This is a genomic window from Bradyrhizobium sp. STM 3566 (genome assembly GCF_045571445.1).
In the GTDB taxonomy this organism is placed as follows: domain Bacteria; phylum Pseudomonadota; class Alphaproteobacteria; order Rhizobiales; family Xanthobacteraceae; genus Bradyrhizobium; species Bradyrhizobium vignae.
Genome location: NZ_CP120692.1, coordinates 2,030,501 through 2,047,459, shown reverse-complemented (window position 1 = coordinate 2,047,459; position 16,959 = coordinate 2,030,501). Strand labels below are relative to the sequence as shown.

At 65.8% G+C, this 16,959-nt stretch carries 12 protein-coding genes; all 12 read right to left on the bottom strand.

All coding sequences use genetic code 11. The features are described from left to right. Positions 1-8: 8 nt before the first annotated feature. Complete coding sequence (gene ligA / locus P6U27_RS09720; protein WP_122401981.1) at positions 9-2,156, bottom strand: NAD-dependent DNA ligase LigA; 2,148 nt, start codon at positions 2,154-2,156, stop codon at positions 9-11. Positions 2,157-2,334: 178 nt separating this feature from the next. Next, on the bottom strand, positions 2,335-4,008 hold the full coding sequence (recN, locus tag P6U27_RS09715; protein ID WP_122401980.1) for a DNA repair protein RecN: 1,674 nt from the start codon (positions 4,006-4,008) through the stop codon (positions 2,335-2,337). Positions 4,009-4,022: 14 nt separating this feature from the next. Beyond that, positions 4,023-4,913 (bottom strand): outer membrane protein assembly factor BamD, encoded by an 891-nt coding sequence (locus P6U27_RS09710; RefSeq protein ID WP_122401979.1) that lies wholly within the window; start codon positions 4,911-4,913, stop codon positions 4,023-4,025. Between the two features lie 243 nt (positions 4,914-5,156). Then, the gene (gene lpxC, locus P6U27_RS09705) at positions 5,157-6,119 is read right to left on the bottom strand and encodes a UDP-3-O-acyl-N-acetylglucosamine deacetylase (RefSeq protein ID WP_122401978.1); all 963 of its coding nucleotides are present in this window, start codon (positions 6,117-6,119) and stop codon (positions 5,157-5,159) included. 364 nt (positions 6,120-6,483) lie between these two features. Then, positions 6,484-8,271, bottom strand: a complete 1,788-nt coding sequence (gene ftsZ / locus P6U27_RS09700; protein ID WP_122401977.1) for a cell division protein FtsZ — start codon at positions 8,269-8,271, stop codon at positions 6,484-6,486. 87 nt (positions 8,272-8,358) lie between these two features. Next, entirely contained in the window at positions 8,359-9,681 is a 1,323-nt protein-coding gene (gene ftsA, locus P6U27_RS09695) for a cell division protein FtsA (protein WP_122401976.1), read from the bottom strand. Further along, positions 9,678-10,700 carry a cell division protein FtsQ/DivIB gene (locus P6U27_RS09690; protein ID WP_122401975.1) on the bottom strand — a complete coding sequence of 341 codons (1,023 nt, stop codon included), beginning with the start codon at positions 10,698-10,700 and terminating at the stop codon, positions 9,678-9,680. The genes ftsA and P6U27_RS09690 overlap by 4 nt, the downstream gene beginning before the upstream one ends. 346 nt (positions 10,701-11,046) lie before the next feature. Beyond that, entirely contained in the window at positions 11,047-12,033 is a 987-nt protein-coding gene (locus P6U27_RS09685) for a D-alanine--D-alanine ligase (RefSeq protein WP_122401974.1), read from the bottom strand. A 121-nt stretch (positions 12,034-12,154) separates the two neighbouring features. After that, positions 12,155-13,072 carry a UDP-N-acetylmuramate dehydrogenase gene (gene murB, locus P6U27_RS09680; protein WP_122401973.1) on the bottom strand — a complete coding sequence of 306 codons (918 nt, stop codon included), beginning with the start codon at positions 13,070-13,072 and terminating at the stop codon, positions 12,155-12,157. Between the two features lie 4 nt (positions 13,073-13,076). Then, the gene (gene murC / locus P6U27_RS09675; protein WP_122401972.1) at positions 13,077-14,480 is read right to left on the bottom strand and encodes a UDP-N-acetylmuramate--L-alanine ligase; all 1,404 of its coding nucleotides are present in this window, start codon (positions 14,478-14,480) and stop codon (positions 13,077-13,079) included. Positions 14,481-14,601: 121 nt separating this feature from the next. Next, positions 14,602-15,705 (bottom strand): undecaprenyldiphospho-muramoylpentapeptide beta-N-acetylglucosaminyltransferase, encoded by a 1,104-nt coding sequence (gene murG, locus P6U27_RS09670; RefSeq protein WP_122401971.1) that lies wholly within the window; start codon positions 15,703-15,705, stop codon positions 14,602-14,604. 98 nt (positions 15,706-15,803) lie between these two features. After that, positions 15,804-16,955, bottom strand: a complete 1,152-nt coding sequence (locus P6U27_RS09665; RefSeq protein WP_122401970.1) for an FtsW/RodA/SpoVE family cell cycle protein — start codon at positions 16,953-16,955, stop codon at positions 15,804-15,806. Positions 16,956-16,959 lie beyond the last annotated feature (4 nt).

Genomic DNA, 16,959 nt, shown 5'->3' with positions numbered 1-16,959 from the left:
GAAAACCTTCACTCCCCGATCAGCTTCAGCCACTCGTCCTCGGTCAGCACCTTGACGCCGTGCTTGTTGGCTTCGGCGAGCTTCGAGCCCGCGCCGGGGCCGGCGACCACCAGATCGGTCTTCTTCGAAACCGAGCCCGACACCTTGGCCCCTAACCGCTCAGCTGTCGCTTTGGCTTCATCCCGCGTCATCTTCTCCAGCGAGCCTGTGAACACCACGGTCTTGCCGGCGACGGCCGAGTTGCTCTTCGGCTTCTCGGCGTCGACGATCTCGACCTCACTGGTCAGCCGTTCGACGATGCCGCGGTTGTGGCTCTCGCCGAAATAATCGGCGATGCTCTTGATCACGGTGTCACCGATCTGATCGAGCGCGTCCATGTCCGCAATCGCCTCCTCGTCGCCGCGAGCGACCTTGAGGCAAGCGTCGTGGAAGGCGTCCCACGAGCCGTAGCCGCGCGCCAGCGCCAGCGCCGTGGTCTCGCCGACATGGCGCATGCCGAGCGCATAGATGAAGCGCTCCAGCGCGATTTTTCGCCGGTTCTCGATGGCGCCGAACAGGTTGCGCACCGAGGTCGCGCCGTAGCCCTCGACCTCCTCGAGCTTGAGCTTCGCGTTGCGCTGCTCCAGCGTGAAGATGTCGGCGGGCTCCTTCACCCATCCCTCGTCGAAGAAATACTGGAGCTGCTTCTCGCCAAGGCCGTCGATGTCGAAGGCCCGCCGCGACACGAACAGCTTGAGGTGCTCGATCTTCTGGTAGGGACAGGCGAACTCGCCGGTGCAGCGGGCGCGCGAGCCCTCCTCGCCCGTCGCGGTCTCCTCGCGCACGACGTCGGTGTGCAGCGGACACGGGCACTTCTTCGGGAAGTGGAACTCCTTTGCGGTCTTCGGCCGCTTGTCGAGGACGACGTCGACCACCTGCGGGATGACGTCGCCGGCGCGCTGGATCACGACGGTGTCGCCGATCCTGATGTCGCGCCCCTCGCGCAGCACCTCGCCCTTGTTGCCGATGCCCTTGATGTAGTCCTCGTTGTGCAGCGTGACGTTCTGCACGATCACGCCGCCGACGCCGACCGGCTCGAGCTTGCCGACCGGCGTGAACGAGCCGGTGCGGCCGACCTGGATCTCGATGTCGCGCAGCACCGTCATGGCACGCTCCGCCGGGAATTTGTGCGCGATGCCCCAGCGCGGCGTGCGCGAGACGAAGCCGAGCCGCTCCTGCCAGTCGATGCGGTCGACCTTGTAGACGACGCCGTCGATGTCGTAGTCGAGCCGTGCGCGCTGCTCCTCGATCGCATGATGAAACGCGAGCAGCTCCTCGACGGAGTGACAGAGCTTGGTCAGTGGATTGGTCTTGAAGCCGCAGCGCTCGAACCAGCCGATCATGCCGCTCTGCGTATCCTCCGGCATCGCACTCATCTGCCCCCAGGCATAGGCGAAGAAGCCGAGGGGACGGGAGGCGGTGATGGTCGCGTCCTTCTGCCGGAGCGAGCCGGCGGCCGAATTGCGCGGATTGGCGAAGATGGTGCCGCCTTCCGCCTTCTGCCGCTCGTTGAGCGCGAGGAACGCCTTCTTGGTCATGTAGACCTCGCCGCGTACCTCGCAGATATCGGGGACGTTGCGGCTCTTCAGCTTCTGCGGAACGTCTTCGAGCGTGCGGATGTTGGCGGTGACGTCCTCGCCGACCGCGCCGTCGCCGCGCGTCGCGGCGGTGACGAGCTCGCCGCCCTCGTAGCGCAGCGACATCGAGAGACCATCGATCTTCGGCTCGGCGGAGAAATCGACCTTGTCGTCGTCGAGCTTCAGGAACCGGACGATGCGCCCAACGAAATCACGCACGTCCTCTTCCGCAAAGGCATTGTCGAGCGACAGCATGGGCAGGGAATGCCGGACTTTCTTGAAGCGGCCTGACGGCGCGGCGCCGACCTTCTGCGAGGGCGAATCCGCGGTGACGAATTCGGGGAAGCGCTTCTCGATGGCATTGAGGCGCTGACGCAGCGCGTCATATTCGGCGTCGGTGACGCTGGGCGCGTCCTCCTGATAGTATCGCTCGTTGTGCCCCTCGATCTCGAGCGACAGCCGCATATGCTCGACCTTGGCCTGCGCCTTGGTGAGGTCGGCGAGGTCGCGAAGCGGTTTCGATTTTGCTGCTCTGGCCATGGTGCTTGGATACGACGGAGCGGGCGGGAGGGTAAAGGCTTGTGGAAATCTCGTGCCCCGGATGCAGCGCAGCGCCTCTTCAGCGATGCGCTGCTGAGCCGGGGCCCATGCGGCGGGAGCTCTGGGTCCCGGCTCTGCGGAGCAGCGCTACGCGCTGCGCCGCGTCCGGGAAACGACTCTAAGCCGTCGCCGCCTTCAGCAATCGTTCCGCCGCTGCCCTCGCCTCGGCGGTGATCTCGGCACCGGCGAGCATGCGGGCGATTTCCTCGCGGCGGTGGTCGGCGGCGAGCGCATTGACGCGGGTGGCGACGCGCTTGCCCTTGTCGAGGGCGTCCTTGGAGATCAGGAGGTGCTGGTCGGCGCGGGCGGCGACCTGTGGGGCGTGGGTCACGGCCATGACCTGGACCTTACCGGCGAGCCGCGCCAGGCGCCCGCCGATGGCGTCCGCGACCGCACCGCCGACGCCGGTATCGATCTCGTCGAACACCAGGGTCGGCGCCGAACCGCGGTCGGACAGCACGACCTTGAGCGCCAACAGGAAGCGCGACAGCTCGCCGCCGGAGGCGACCTTCATCAGCGGACCCGGCTTGGTGCCCGGGTTGGTCTGCACCCAGAACTCGACGCGATCGAAACCTTGCGGCCCCGGTGCGGCTTCGTCCGTCTCGACCTGGGTTATGAATTTTGCGCGTTCGAGCTTGAGCGGCGCGAGCTCGGCATTGACGGCCTTGTTGAGCTTCTCCGCCGATTTCTGCCGCGCCAGCGACAGCTTCCTGGCGGCGGCCGCATAACGGCTATCTGCCTCGATCGCCGCCTGCTCCAGCTTCTTCAGGCGCGAGGCGCCGGCGTCGATCAGAACGACGTCCGCGGCATATTTGGCGGCCAGCGCGGCGAGCCCGTCGACCGGCGTCGAATATTTGCGCGAGGCGGCGCGGAGCGCGAACAGCCGCTCCTCGATGCGCTCGAGCTCGGCTGGATCGAAATCGGTTGCGGCCAGCGCTGCCTGGAGATGCTGGTCGGCTTCCTCCAGCGCGTTGATCGCCGCGTCGATCGCCTTCACCGCGGGCTCGACCAGCGCCGGCGAGTTGACGCCGCGGCGCTCCAGCCGGCGCACCGCCGCCGACAGGGCGGCGACCGGCGAATGATTGCCGCCGACCGCTTCCTGCGCCTCGCGCAGGTCAGAGGCGATCTTCTCGCCCTGCATCATGGTGGTGCGGCGCGAGGCCAGCGCGGTCTCCTCGCCCTCCTTGGGCGCAAGCTGCTTCAGCTCGTCGGAGGCGTGGCGCAGATAATCGGCCTCGCGTGCGGCACGCTCCATGGCAGCGCGATGCTCCTCCAGCGCGGTGTTGGCGCTGCGGCGCTCGTCCCAGAGCGCTTCAACCGCCGCGACGTCCTTTTCGAGGCCGGCAAAGGCGTCGAGCAGGCGGCGGTGGGTGGCGGCATCGACCAGCGCGCGCTCGTCGTGCTGACCGTGGATCTCGACCAGGGCGGTGCCGACCGCCTTCAGCGTCTGCACGCTGATCGACTGATCGTTGATGAAGGCGCGGGTGCGGCCGTCGGCAAGCTGCACGCGGCGCAAGATCATCTCGCCGGTATCGTCGAGGCCGTTCTCGGCCAGAATCTTGGCCGCCGGGTGATTTTTCGGGACATCGAACACGGCGGTGACCTGCCCCTGCTCCGCACCGTGGCGCACGAGGCCGGCATCGCCGCGGCCGCCGAGCGCCAGCGCAAAAGCATCGAGCAGGATGGATTTGCCTGCACCGGTCTCGCCGGTCAAAACCGCGAGGCCGGAGGCGAATTCGATATCGAGCCGTTCGATCAGGACGATGTCACGGATCGACAGACGCGCCAGCATGGAACCCCAATTTCCTAGCCGAGACCCATTTTCTTGAAGGTCTTGCTGATCCAGGACCCCTGATTCTCGCTCGGCTCGAGACCGCCGGATTTTACAAGATTATAGGCGTCCTTGTACCAGCGGCTGTCAGGAAAATTGTGACCAAGCACGGCCGCCGCGGTCTGTGCCTCGCCGACGATGCCGATCGCCATATAGGCTTCGGTCAACCGGTACAGCGCCTCCTCGACATGGCGGGTGGTCTGGTACTGCGTGACGACGGCCTTGTAGCGGTTGATCGCGGCCGTGTAGTCGCGCTTCTGGGCGTAGTAGCGGCCGACATTCATCTCCTTGCCGGCGAGTTGGTCGCGCGCACCCTCGATCTTGGCCTTGGCCGAAGTCGCATATTCCGAGTTCGGATATTTGCGCACCACCTCTTCCAGCGCGGCGATCGCCTTTTCGGTACGGGACTGGTCGCGGCTGATATCCGGAATCTGGTCGTAATGGGAGGCGGCGATCAGGTATTGCGCATAGGCCGCGTCCGGACTGCCGGGATGCAGCGTGACATAGCGCGTGGCGGCACCGATGCAGCCGTCATAGTCGCCGCCCTGGTAGGACGCATAGGCCGACATCAGCAGCGATTTACGGGCCCAGTCGGAATAAGGATGCTGGCGGTCGACCTCCTCGAACTTCTTGTTCGCCGCCTTCATGTCCTTCTTCTCGTTCATGAGGTACAGGCCCTCATTGTAGATCTTGTCAGCGGGCTCCTCGACGAAGGTGTCGTCCTTGGCGGTGAATTTGTCCCAGAGCGAGCCGGTGCCGCAGCCGGCGAGCGGCAGCGCGAGCATGATGAAAGTGACGGCCTGAAGCAGCCCACGGGCTCGCGACGAGACCGAGAAATATCCGCGCGTCATACGCTGTGCCGACATGAGTTTAAGACCTGACGCCCTGTGATGCGGTGTCCGCCAGCCCACGACCCCCGTCATGGGCGCGAAATGTGCCGTGGTGCCTGCCATGCGACCACGCCGATGTATCCGAAAAACGATCGTAACGAACCGGATAGGCAGGCATTTCGCCCGGATTAAGGCGAACCTGCCCCAATGCTAGCCGATCATGCTTACCAGGAGTTTCCCAGGGAAGCCGCCAGCCATACGCGGGAGCGACAGGTCGCTTCAGGACACATCCGGTCCGAATGCCGCGGCGATCCGGCCACCGACGATGCCGCGACCGACTTCGCCGACGGGACGCGTGGTGCGACGCGCAGCCTCGCCCTCGACCACCCGCCAGGCGGTCCGGTCGGCGAGCAGCGCGGTCAGGACTGCGTGGTTGAGCTTGTGGCCGCCACGCACCGAGCGATAGGCACCAAGCAGCGGCAGCCCGGCCAGCGAGAGGTCGCCGATCACATCCAGCACCTTGTGACGGGCGCATTCATCGGCGTAGCGCAAGCCCTCGGTATTGAGCAGCCGCTCGTCATCGAACACGACGGTGTTATCGAAGGAGGCGCCGAGGGCATAGCCGGCGCTCCAGAGCCGCGCGACATCGCCCATCAGGCCGAAAGTCCGGGCCCTCCCGACTTCGCGGCGGAAGCCTTCCGGATTGAGGTCGAAGGCGTAAGCCTGCTGGCCGATGACGGGATTGGTGAAGTCGATCTCGACCTCGACGCGGAAACCGCTGGCGTGGGGCCTGATCTCGCCGAAGGAGTCGCCGATCTTGACCGAGATCGGCTTCAAAACCTGAATGAAGCGGCGCTGCGCGGGCTGGGTGACGATGCCGGCCTGGTCGATTGCCGCAATGAAGGCCGCAGCGCTGCCGTCCATGATCGGTACTTCGGGACCGTCGATCTCGATGGTGGCGTTGTCGACGCCCATGCCCCGCAGCGCTGCGAGCACGTGCTCGGCAGTGGACACCAGCGGGCCATCGTGGTCCCCGAGAACAGTGGCAAAGTCGGTCGCGATCACCTGCTCGGCGGTCGCCTGAACTTCGCGGTCACTTCCGTCAAGGCCGGTGCGGACAAAAATGAAACCCGCGTCCACGGGCGCAGGCCCAAGCGTGAGAGTGACGGGAAGACCGGAATGAACGCCCACGCCTGCCACAGAGGCTTGCGCACGAAGCGTTGTTTGCCGGCTAAACTTCATCAGGAATCCGCCCCACTACGACCCACTGCGACTTATACGAGACCCGCTTGGCCGGCGAGTGCCGACAGTTGCGAATCTCCGTATCCCCAAGTCACGGCGAACCATAGTTGCTGCCTCAAACAGCGCCAACTCACGCTTTTTTACCGATTGTTACCCCAAACCTGCCGTATTCGCGCCAAGGCTTAACCAAATTGCACCGAGGTTTGAGGCCGCCGGCGGCGGGTTGACTGAACCACCAAATGCGTAATTAATCATTTAAAATCAGTCGCTTGGAAGCATCATCCGGGCATGTACGGGGCAAAAGGAAAGGTCCCGGCGAACCTCTCGCCGGGACCTCTTTTCGTCTGCCTTATTGTAACAATCCTCAGGTCGCCTGCCGGCGCAGGAAGGCCGGGATATCAAGATGGTCGTCACCCTGTGGCGCCGGCGCAACAGGCGCGGGGCGGCCATGCATGTCCAGACCCTGCGGCGCGGGACGGCGGGCGTACTCTGATACCGGCTCATTGGATGCGATTTGCTGCGCCACGGTCTTCTGCTGCCGGCGCTCGGGCAGTGGCGGCATAGCGGGACCGGCGGTGCGGGCCGCGACCGGCGGCTCACTTTCCTCGTCGCGACGGCCAAGCCCGACATTGGCGAGGCGCTGCAGCAGCGACAGGCGGGTCTTCTGCGGGGCCTCCTCTTCGACCTCGCCGCGGGCCTGACGAATCTCGGCCTGGGCCGGAATCGGCAGTTCCTCGATGCGCGGCATCCGCGGCGCGCGCACCGGACGCTCCGCCTGCGGCGGGATGAAGGTTTCGGGCGTCATCGGCTCCTGCATTGCGACCGGGGCCATGTCCGGCTCCGGGAACAGGGTCGGCTTCTGCGCGATCGGTCGCACCGTGACATCGCCATAGGTCTGCGGCGCGGGCGCCTGCGGGGCTTCAGCCACGGCAGCGGCGATGGCGGCGAGCGCAGCACGCTCGACGTTCGGACGGGGCGCGGCAGCAGCCGGAGCCGGCGCGCCGGCCGGGGTCTGGGCTTCCAGCTTCTGGGCGCGTTCGGCCAGACGCTGGTTATCGGCACGGAGCCGCGCGGTGAGGTCGGCGAGACGGCTCTCGGCAGCGGCGGCCGGCGCCGCGGCCTGCTGCACCTGCGGGGCCGGGTTTGCGACGGGAGCGGAGGTCGCCTGGCTGTTGCGGGCGATCGCGGCCTGCTCGATGCCGGTTGCGACCACCGAGACGCGGATCAGGCCGTCGAGCGCCTCGTCGAAGGTCGCGCCGACGATGATGTTGGCGTCCTGGTCGACTTCCTCGCGGATGCGGGTCGCGGCCTCGTCGACCTCGAACAGCGTGAGGTCCTTGCCGCCGGTGATGGAGATGAGGAGGCCCTTGGCGCCCTTCATCGAGCTGTCATCGATCAGCGGGTTGGCGATCGCGGCTTCAGCGGCGGTCAACGCACGCTTGTCGCCGGAGGCTTCGCCGGTGCCCATCATCGCCTTGCCCATCTCGCGCATGACGGCGCGGACATCGGCGAAGTCGAGGTTGATGAGGCCTTCCTTGACCATGAGGTCGGTGATGCAGGCGACGCCCGAGTAGAGCACCTGGTCGGCCATCGCGAAGGCGTCGGCGAAGGTGGTCTTCTCGTTGGCGACCCGGAACAGGTTCTGGTTCGGGATGATCAGGAGCGTGTCCACGACCTTGTGCAGCTCGGCGATGCCGGCTTCGGCCGTGCGCATGCGGCGACCGCCCTCGAAGTGGAACGGCTTGGTCACGACACCGACGGTGAGGATGCCCATGTCGCGCGCGGTCTTGGCGATGACGGGTGCAGCGCCGGTGCCGGTGCCGCCGCCCATGCCGGCGGTGACGAACACCATGTTGGCGCCGGAGAGATGGTCGCGCAGCTCGTCGATCACCTCTTCCGCCGCCGCGGCGCCGACGTTCGGCTGCGAACCGGCGCCGAGGCCTTGCGTGACCGCCGTGCCCATCTGCACGATGCGCTGCGCCTTCGACATCGTCAGCGCCTGCGCGTCGGTATTGGCGACCACGAAGTCGACACCCTGCAGCCCCGCCGTGATCATGTTGTTGACGGCGTTGCCACCGGCACCGCCGACGCCGAACACGGTGATCCGGGGCTTCAGTTCGTGAATATCAGGAACATTGATGCTGATGGTCATGGTTGCCTCTCGATCACGCGCGCGTGGGTTCGCCCCGGCCGGCGGCCGCGGGAGTTGGTGAAAATCGAAGATTGCGGAAAGCAGTCATCAGAAGCCCTCGCGTAGCCATCGTCCGACCTTTCCGAGATATCCGCCGGTCCCTGTCTTGACCTGCTGCCGCGTATGCCGCGGTTCGACATGTTCGAGGTGAACATATTGCGGGTAGACGAGAAGTCCGGTCGGCACCGCGAACGCGGCGTTCTTCGCCTCAACGGGCAGCCGGCCGAAACCAAGCGGACGGCCGACCCGCACGGGCCGGCCGAGAATCCGGGTGCCGAGCTCGACGAGACCGGTCAGCTGCGAGGCACCGCCCGAGAGCACGACGCGGCCGTTTGGCTCTGAGGCGAAGGGCGAATCCTTCAGCTTGTCCCGAACCATTTCGAAGACTTCCTCGGCACGGTGCTTGACGATATTCGCGATGGTGGCGCGAGAAACGATCTGCGGCAGATCCTGCTCGTCACCGGCTGTCGGCACAGACATCAGCTCACGCGAGTCCGATCCGCCGGTGATGACGGTCCCGTATAAGGTCTTGATTCGCTCGGCATCGGCAATGGTGGCCGAGAGTCCGCGCGCAAGATCCATCGTGATGTGTTGCCCGCCAACCGCAAAACCCGCCGCATGCACGAAGCGGCCGCCTGAATAAACGGCAATCGTGGTGGTGCCCGCGCCCATCTCGACGACGGCAGCGCCGAGATCGGCCTCGTCGTCGGTCAGCACCGACAGACCGGCGACATAGGGGCTCGCCGCCATGGCTTCGACATTGATGTGGCAGCGTTCCACCGCCAGCATCAGGTTCCGCGCCACGGTGGCGTCGCAGGTGACGACGTTCATGTCGACGCCGAACTGGTGCGCGACCATGCCGCGGGGATCGCGGATGCCCTTGACGCCGTCGAGCGTGTAGCCCACCGGCAGCGCGTGCAGCACGGTGCGACCTTCGCCGGTGGCATGGCGCATGCCGGTGGAGGTGACGCGGCTGACATCGGCCGGCGTCACGGCGCCGCCACGGATGTCGGCGGCGGCTTCGACCAGCTGGCCGGCGGGCCGGCCGCCGGAGACCGACAGCAGCACCGACTCGACCCGTACCTTGGCCATCTTCTCGGCAAGCCCGACGGCGTGACGCACCGCCTGCTCGCATTCGCCGAGATCGATCACCGCGCCGGCCTTCATGCCGCGCGCCTGGATCTGGCTGTATCCGATCAATTCCACCGCATGGGTGCGGCCGCGCAACGCATCGCTCGGCGGCGACGGCTTCAGCCGTGCGATCATGCAGGCGATCTTGCTGGTGCCGATGTCGAGGCAGGCGACGAGGCCGCCGCGCTTGTGCGGCATCGGGCGCGTCTTCGGCGTCTGGGTGCGATCGAGACCGGTCATGCGGAATCCCCGGCCTTCTTTTTCTTCTTGTCCTTGAACTGCTCCTCGCGCGCCTTGGCGGCGTCCTCGGACAGCTGCACCACCAGCCGATCGGGCAGGCGCATGTCGACGGCGACGATATCGCGGGAGAACAGCCTGTCTTCCTTGTCGAGCTTCGAAAGCATCGCAAGCGCATTGCCGACGTCCTGCTCGGGCAGGCGGATGTCGAGGCCGTCCTTGAGCCTCAGGTTCCAGCGTCGCTCGCCGACGAAGATCGCGGCTTTGGTGATCGATTTGACCTGCGGATAGCGCGCCAGGAGCGCCAGGAAATCGCGGGCCTGCGTCTCGGCGCCCTTGCCGACCACGAGCGGCAGCGTCAGGAAGCGCCGCGAGACGTAGGGTTCGAGCACGGCGCCGTCGTCGGCGATGACCGAGAGGCGGCCGGCCTCCTGCCACAGCGCGAACGCCTTGCGCTCGGTGAGCTCGATCATGAGCTGGCCCGGATAGAGCTTCAGCACGGTCGCATCCGCGATCCAGGGATTGGCCTTCAGCTTGTCGCGTACCGCATCGGCATCGAGGAACAGCAGCGAGGAGCGGCCGCTGACGCCGCCGATCGCGAGAATCTCGTCCTGGGTCAGCTGCTTGCGGCCGTTGATCACGACGGAGGTGATGCGGAAGCCGGCGGAATTGGCCAGCGCGTTGCGGGCATCACTGACCGCAGTGATGAAATCCTGGAGATGGCCGCCCTTGACGATGCCAAAGCCGCAGCTTCCGATCAGGAGCAGCACGGTCATGGTGAGGCCGACCCGGCGCGGCAGATAGCGCTCGACCAGTGCAACCACGCGCGGCGGCGGCTCACGCTCGACGGCGGCCTTGGCTCTGGTTTTGGCCTTGTCCTTGGCGGCAGCGCGCGCCTCTGCGTGCTTGTCCTGTACCCACTCGCGCAAAAGCACGACCGCTCCGATAGCGGCCGCCTTCAGGTCAGCTTGGGGCCTCAGCGATCTGAAAACCGATCGGGAGAGGCTTCCTGCTCCATCCATTGCACGAGCTCGTCAACAGTTTGCCCGCGACATCGCGCGGATCCTGGCGAACATGACGTCTCGGTGCCGGGCCGGGTGCTGGTCTTCAGCAGAAGAAGCCTCTCCCCTTCAATGCGTTCGCTGGAGGTGACATCACCCGCGACAGCTCACGCGCCGGCAGCCAAAGCGCCATATGCGCCGCCAGCGTTAACCTTCGGACGTCCTGGTAAACAAAAGGTAAAATTCGTTAACGATTTGCGCATTTTGCCCCGCGATATCCGGCCTTTGTGCCGCGATATCCGGCATTTTACCGGTTTTGGCCGCTAAACCCGGCCGTTTCGCCAATCCGGCCGTTAACCAGTCCTAATTATTTCCGTACGCCGCGCCCGGCGAGCTCGACCAGCCCGTGCAGGAAATCGACGAACGCGATACCTTCCGCCTTCAGCGCCTTGGGATAGAGCGAGGACTTTGTCAGCCCGGGGAGCGTGTTGGTCTCGAGATAGACGAGGCCCTTGTCCGAGACGATGAAGTCCGAGCGCGAGTAGCCGGTGCAGGACATCGCGCGATGGGCCAGCATCGCCTGCTCCTTGAGCGCGGCGGTGATCTCCGGTGCGAAGCGGCCGGGGCATATCTCCTGGGTCGACTTCAGCAGATATTTCGCCGCGTAGTCGAAATTGCCCTCGCCCGGAATGATCTCGATCGGCGGCAGCGAGATGATCGAGCCGTCGGTGCGCTCCAGCACACCGCAGGTCGCTTCCACGCCGGCGATATAGGGCTCGATCACGTATTCCTCGTGCTTTGCCGCGTTACGGACGGCGACGAGATCCTGCTTGGCGTTGACGAAGATCAGGCCATAGCTCGACCCATCCCGGGCCGGCTTTGCGATCAACCGGCCGTATTCGGCAAAGGCCTCCTCGATGTCATCAAGCGCAACGTTCGCAGGCGGCGTCACGCCGCCGAGCGCGGCGAAGCGCTTAGCGGCGATCTTGTCGAAGGCAAGATGCGACGACGCCGAGCCCGAGCCGGTGAAGGGCACGCCGCGCGCCTCGCACATCACCTGCAATTCGCCGTTCTCGGCACGCCCGCCATGCAGGCCAAGCACCAGCACGCGGCCTTCGGCCTTGGCCTGGTCGAGCGCCCGGTCCAGCGGAATGCCTGATGTGCCCGGCTTGAACTCGTCCTCGAACGGACGGGCGTGTTCGAGCAGTTGCTTCGACTGCACCACATGCACCTTGTCCTCGACGTCCCACCACCACAGGTCGGCCTCCGGCAATGCCTGATGCAGCGCCTGGGCCGAGGCGACCGAGACAAGACGCTCGCGGTTGGAGCCGCCGAAGAGGATGGTGATGCGCATTCGTGTCCTCATATTGGTCATTCCGGGGCGCGCGAGGCGCGAACTGTGGTGCGCAATTGCCCACCTGAGAAGCTCGAGATTCCGGGTTCGATGCCAACGCATCGCCCCGGAATGACGGAAATCATGAAACCCCGATCCGCTTGATTTCCCAGTGTAGCTCAATTCCGGAATTCGCCTTCACGCGCTCGCGCACGGTCTCGCCGAGTGTCTCGATATCGCGCGCGGTGGCATCGCCCGTGTTGATCAGGAAGTTGCAGTGCATCTCCGAGACCTGCGCGCCGCCGACACGCAAGCCGCGGCAGCCGGCGGCATCCACCAGCTTCCAGGCGGAGTGGCCCGGCGGGTTCTTGAAGGTCGAGCCGCCGGTCTTCTCGCGAATCGGCTGCGCGGTCTCGCGATGGCTCTGCACCTCGGCCATGCGCGCGCGGATTGCCTCCGCAGCCCTGATCTCACCGCGAAACCGGGCGGAGGTGAAGATGATGGAAGGATCGACGCCGCTGTTGCGGTAGACGAACTTCATGTCGGCGTTGGAGAAGACATGCTTCGTGCCGTCGCGCGCGACACCCCTCGCCTCGATCAGCACATCCTTGGTCTCGCCGCCATTGGCGCCGGCATTCATGCGCAGCGCGCCTCCGATGGTCCCGGGAATGCCGAAAAAGAATTCGAGTCCGCCGATATTGGCGGAAGCCGCCACTTCCGCCACGCGCTTGTCGAGCGCAGCCGTGCCTGCGGTGACGATGTCGCCACTCGCGGTCGCCTCGCCGAAGGCGCGCGGCGCGAGACGGATCACCACGCCGGCAATGCCGCCGTCGCGCACGATCAGGTTGGAGCCGACGCCGATGACATAGACGGGAATGTCGGAGGCAAGATGCGCGAGGAAATAAGCGAGATCGTCCTCATCCGCCGGCGTGAACAGCACCTGCGCCGGACCGCCGACGCGAAACCAGGTGAGTTCGGCCAGCGACTGGTTCGCCAGCAGCCGGCCGCGCAGCTCCGGCATTGCGGCTTTGAGCGAGGGTGTGATGTCGGGGAAGCTCACCGCCCTACCCCAATGCCTTCAATTCGCCGGGCAACGCATACGCCCATTGCGTGATGTTGCCGGCCCCAAGGCAGACGACGAGATCGCCGGACTTCGCCAATCCCCTGATGATGCCGGCGAGCTCCGTTGCTGCCGGCAGCGGGATCACCTCGCGATGGCCGTGCGCGCGCAGGCCAACGACGAAATGGTCACGGTCGATGCCGTTGATCGGCGCCTCGCCGGCGGCATAGACGTCGGCGACGACAACGGCATCGGCATCGTTGAAGCAGGTGCAGAATTCCTCGAACAGCGATTGCAGGCGGGTGTAGCGATGCGGCTGCACCACGGCGATGATCTTGCCGTTGGTGGATTCGCGCGCAGCTTTCAGCACGGCAGCGATCTCGACGGGGTGGTGGCCATAGTCGTCGATCACGGTGACGCCGTTCCACTCTCCGGTCCTGGTGAAGCGGCGCTTGACGCCGCCGAAGCCGGCGATCGCCTTGCGGATCGCCTCGTCGGAGACGCCGAGCTCGCGCGCGACCGCGATCGCGGCCGTCGCATTGGAGGCGTTGTGACGGCCCGGCATCGGCAGCATGAGATCGGCGATCTCGTGCACGCTGCCCGTCTTGCGATCGCGGAACGCGACCTTGAATTTCGATCCGCCGCCCATCGGCGTCAGGTCGACCAGCCGCGCATCGGCCTGCGGATTCTCGCCATAAGTGATGATGCGGCGATCCTCGATCTTGCCGACGAGGCTCTGCACCACGGGATGATCGATGCACATCACGGCAAAGCCGTAGAATGGCAGGTTCTCGACGAAATGACGGAAGGCGTCCTGCACGGCCTCGAAGGTCTTGAAGTGGTCGAGATGCTCAGGGTCGACATTGGTGACGATCGCGACATCGGTCGGCAGCTTCAGGAAGGTGCCGTCGCTCTCATCGGCCTCCACCACCATCCAATCGCCGGCCCCCAGCCGCGCGTTGGAGCCGTAGGCGTTGATGATGCCGCCATTGATCACGGTGGGATCGAGCCCGCCGGCATCGAGCAGTGTTGCGACCATCGTCGTCGTCGTGGTCTTGCCGTGCGTGCCGGCGATGGCGACGCAACTCTTCAGGCGCATCAGCTCGGCCAGCATTTCGGCGCGGCGCACCACGGGAATGCGTTTCTCGCGCGCCGCCATCAGTTCCGGATTGTCGCGCTTGATCGCGGAGGACACGACCACGACCTCGGCACCGTCGATATTCTCGGCCTTATGACCGACCGAGACTTTCGCACCCTTCTTGCGCAGACGGTCGAGATTGTAATTGTCGGCGGCGTCGGAGCCCTGCACGGCATAGCCGAGATTGACCAGCACCTCGGCGATGCCGCTCATCCCGATCCCGCCGATCCCGACGAAGTGGATGGGTCCGATCTCGCGCGGCAGTCTCATGCTCAGTTCCCTGACCTTGCCGCCGGAACGGCGGCATCTGCGGAGGTCACGGCCAAATCAGCCGCGCGCCCTTCCCACTGGATGCCCCGCTTTGGAACGCGAAGACAAGGGCTTTTTCGCGTCAGATTCCCGCGACCTTGACCACCAGATCGGCCAGCCGCTCGGCGGCATCGAGCCGCCCTGCCCCCTTCGCGGCGGCGGCCATGGCGGCAAGGCGCGCGGGTTCGGCAGCGAAGGCGGAGATCTCGGCGGCGAGACGATCCGAGGTGAACTCGGTCTGCGGGATCCGGACGGCACCGTCGACCTTGGCCAGCACGCCGGCATTGGCGAACTGATCCTGGTCGATCGAGCCGGGCAGCGGCACCAGGATCGACGGCCGGCCGATCGCCGCGAGCTCGGCGACGGTGCCCGCGCCGGAGCGCGACACGACCAGATGATTGGAGGCGAGTCGCGCCGGCAAATCGGTGAAGAACGGCGCGAGCTCCACCTTGATCCTGAGCTTGTCATAGACCGCGCGCACGCGGGCCATATCCTCTTCGCGCACCTGCTGGGTGAGGGCGAGGCGGCTCCATAGCGCAGGCTCGAGCCGCTCGATCGCGCCCGGCACGATATCGGCCATGATGCGGGCACCCTGGCTGCCGCCGACGACGAGCACGCGCAGCGGCCCGTTCACCTCGGGCGCGGCATATTTCACCGCAGCCGCCGCGAGGATCGCCGGGCGCATCGGCGTGCCGACGGTCGTGGTCTTGCCTGCCAGCGCCGGATCGCGATCGAGCACGCCGGGCAAGGACGTCGCGATCGCGCGCACGCGGCTCGACAGGAACCGGTTGGCGCGGCCGAGTACCGCGTTGGCATCATGGATGATGCTGGGAACGCCGGCGAATTTCGCCGCGACCAGCGGCGGCAGCGTCGGATAGCCGCCAAAGCCGACGACGGCAGCCGGCTTCAATCGCTTGATCAGGCCAAAGGCGGAGAGCGTGCCGACGGCGAGCGTGAGGCCGGCATAGGCGAGCTGGAATGGATTGCGGCCGCGCGCAGTCTCGCTTCTGACGACGTCGATCATGTCCTTGCTGAACAGCCCGCTATAGCGCAGCGCGCGCTCGTCGGTGACGAGGCGAACGCGAAAGCCGCGCCGGATCAGCTCGACGCCAAGCGCCTCGGCCGGGAACAGATGGCCGCCAGTGCCGCCCGCGGCGAGGAGAATCAAGGGGGAAGATGTGTCCATAAGCGCCCTTTTACAGGGTCCCTCACGTCATTGCGAGCGAAGCGAAGCAATCCAGACTACCTCCGTTGCTTCGTCGCTTCGCTCCTCGCAATGACGGCTTACGCGTAACTGCGCATCGCTTCGGCGTGGCCGCTCGCCTCGACTTCGGTGCGCGGGCGCAGCCGCGTCAACGCCAGCATCATGCCGACGCCATAGGCGAGCGAGACGATCGAGGAGCCGCCATAGGAGATGAACGGCAGCGTCATGCCCTTGGCGGGGACGAGCTGCAGGTTCACCGACATGTTGATCGCCGCCTGCACGCCGAACAGGATCGCCAGCCCAGAGGCCGCGAAGCGCGAGAACATGTCCTCATTGGCGTAGGCGCGCGACAGCGTGCGGATGACGACGAAGGCGAACAGCGCCAGCATCGCAAGGCACAGGATGATGCCGAACTCTTCGGCGGCGACCGCGAACACGAAGTCGGTATGGCTGTCCGGCAGGCTGCGTTTTGCAATTCCCTCGCCTGGTCCGAGGCCGAACCAGCCGCCATTGTAGAAAGCCTCCATGGCGGTATCGACCTGGAAGGTGTCGCCCGACGCCGGGTTCATGAAGCGCTTGATACGGCCGGCGACATGCGGGACGAACAGATAGGCGCTGAACAGGCCCGCGGCGGCGGCGCCGGCAAGACCGAACACCCAGATCATGCGCATGCCCGCGATGAAGAACAGCGAGCCCCACACCATCAGGATCAGCATGGTCTGGCCGAAATCCGGCTCCATCACCAGCAGCGACACCAGCATCAAGAGCAGAACCAGCGCCATCGACGTCGCCGGCATCTCCGGCCGCCTGGTCGATTCCGCAAACAGCCATGCCGCGATGACGACGAACGATGGTTTTGCGATTTCCGAGGCCTGGATGTTGACGCCGAGCAGTGTGATCCAGCGCCGCGAGCCTTTCACTTCGGGACCGATGGCGAGCGTCACCGCGATCAGGACGATGCTCATCGCAAAGATGATCAGCGCGCTGCGCCGGATCGATCGCGGCGACAGGAAGGACACGCCGAGCAGCACCAGGCAGGACGGCAGGAGGAACAGCACGTGCCGGCTGAAAAAATGGAAGGGATCAAGCCCGATGCGGGTCGCCACTGGCGGACTCGCCGCCAGCGACAGGATGACGCCGGTCAGCATCAGCACCAGAATCGCCCCGAGCAGCGGCTTGTCGACGGTCCACCACCACTCGGAAAAGGGGGTGCGTTCTTCACGGGAGAGCATGGGC

Bases quoted from the DNA above. Each gene is read 5' to 3' on its own strand.
- P6U27_RS09685 (WP_122401974.1), bottom strand. From the start codon at position 12,033: ATGCGCATCACCATCCTCTTCGGCGGCTCCAACCGCGAGCGTCTTGTC.
- ftsA (WP_122401976.1), bottom strand. From the start codon at position 9,681: ATGACCGGTCTCGATCGCACCCAGACGCCGAAGACGCGCCCGATGCCG.
- murG (WP_122401971.1), bottom strand. From the start codon at position 15,705: ATGGACACATCTTCCCCCTTGATTCTCCTCGCCGCGGGCGGCACTGGC.
- P6U27_RS09665 (WP_122401970.1), bottom strand. From the start codon at position 16,955: ATGCTCTCCCGTGAAGAACGCACCCCCTTTTCCGAGTGGTGGTGGACC.
- ligA (WP_122401981.1), bottom strand. From the start codon at position 2,156: ATGGCCAGAGCAGCAAAATCGAAACCGCTTCGCGACCTCGCCGACCTC.
- lpxC (WP_122401978.1), bottom strand. From the start codon at position 6,119: ATGAAGTTTAGCCGGCAAACAACGCTTCGTGCGCAAGCCTCTGTGGCA.
- P6U27_RS09690 (WP_122401975.1), bottom strand. From the start codon at position 10,700: ATGGATGGAGCAGGAAGCCTCTCCCGATCGGTTTTCAGATCGCTGAGG.
- recN (WP_122401980.1), bottom strand. From the start codon at position 4,008: ATGCTGGCGCGTCTGTCGATCCGTGACATCGTCCTGATCGAACGGCTC.
- ftsZ (WP_122401977.1), bottom strand. From the start codon at position 8,271: ATGACCATCAGCATCAATGTTCCTGATATTCACGAACTGAAGCCCCGG.
- P6U27_RS09710 (WP_122401979.1), bottom strand. From the start codon at position 4,913: ATGTCGGCACAGCGTATGACGCGCGGATATTTCTCGGTCTCGTCGCGA.
- murC (WP_122401972.1), bottom strand. From the start codon at position 14,480: ATGAGACTGCCGCGCGAGATCGGACCCATCCACTTCGTCGGGATCGGC.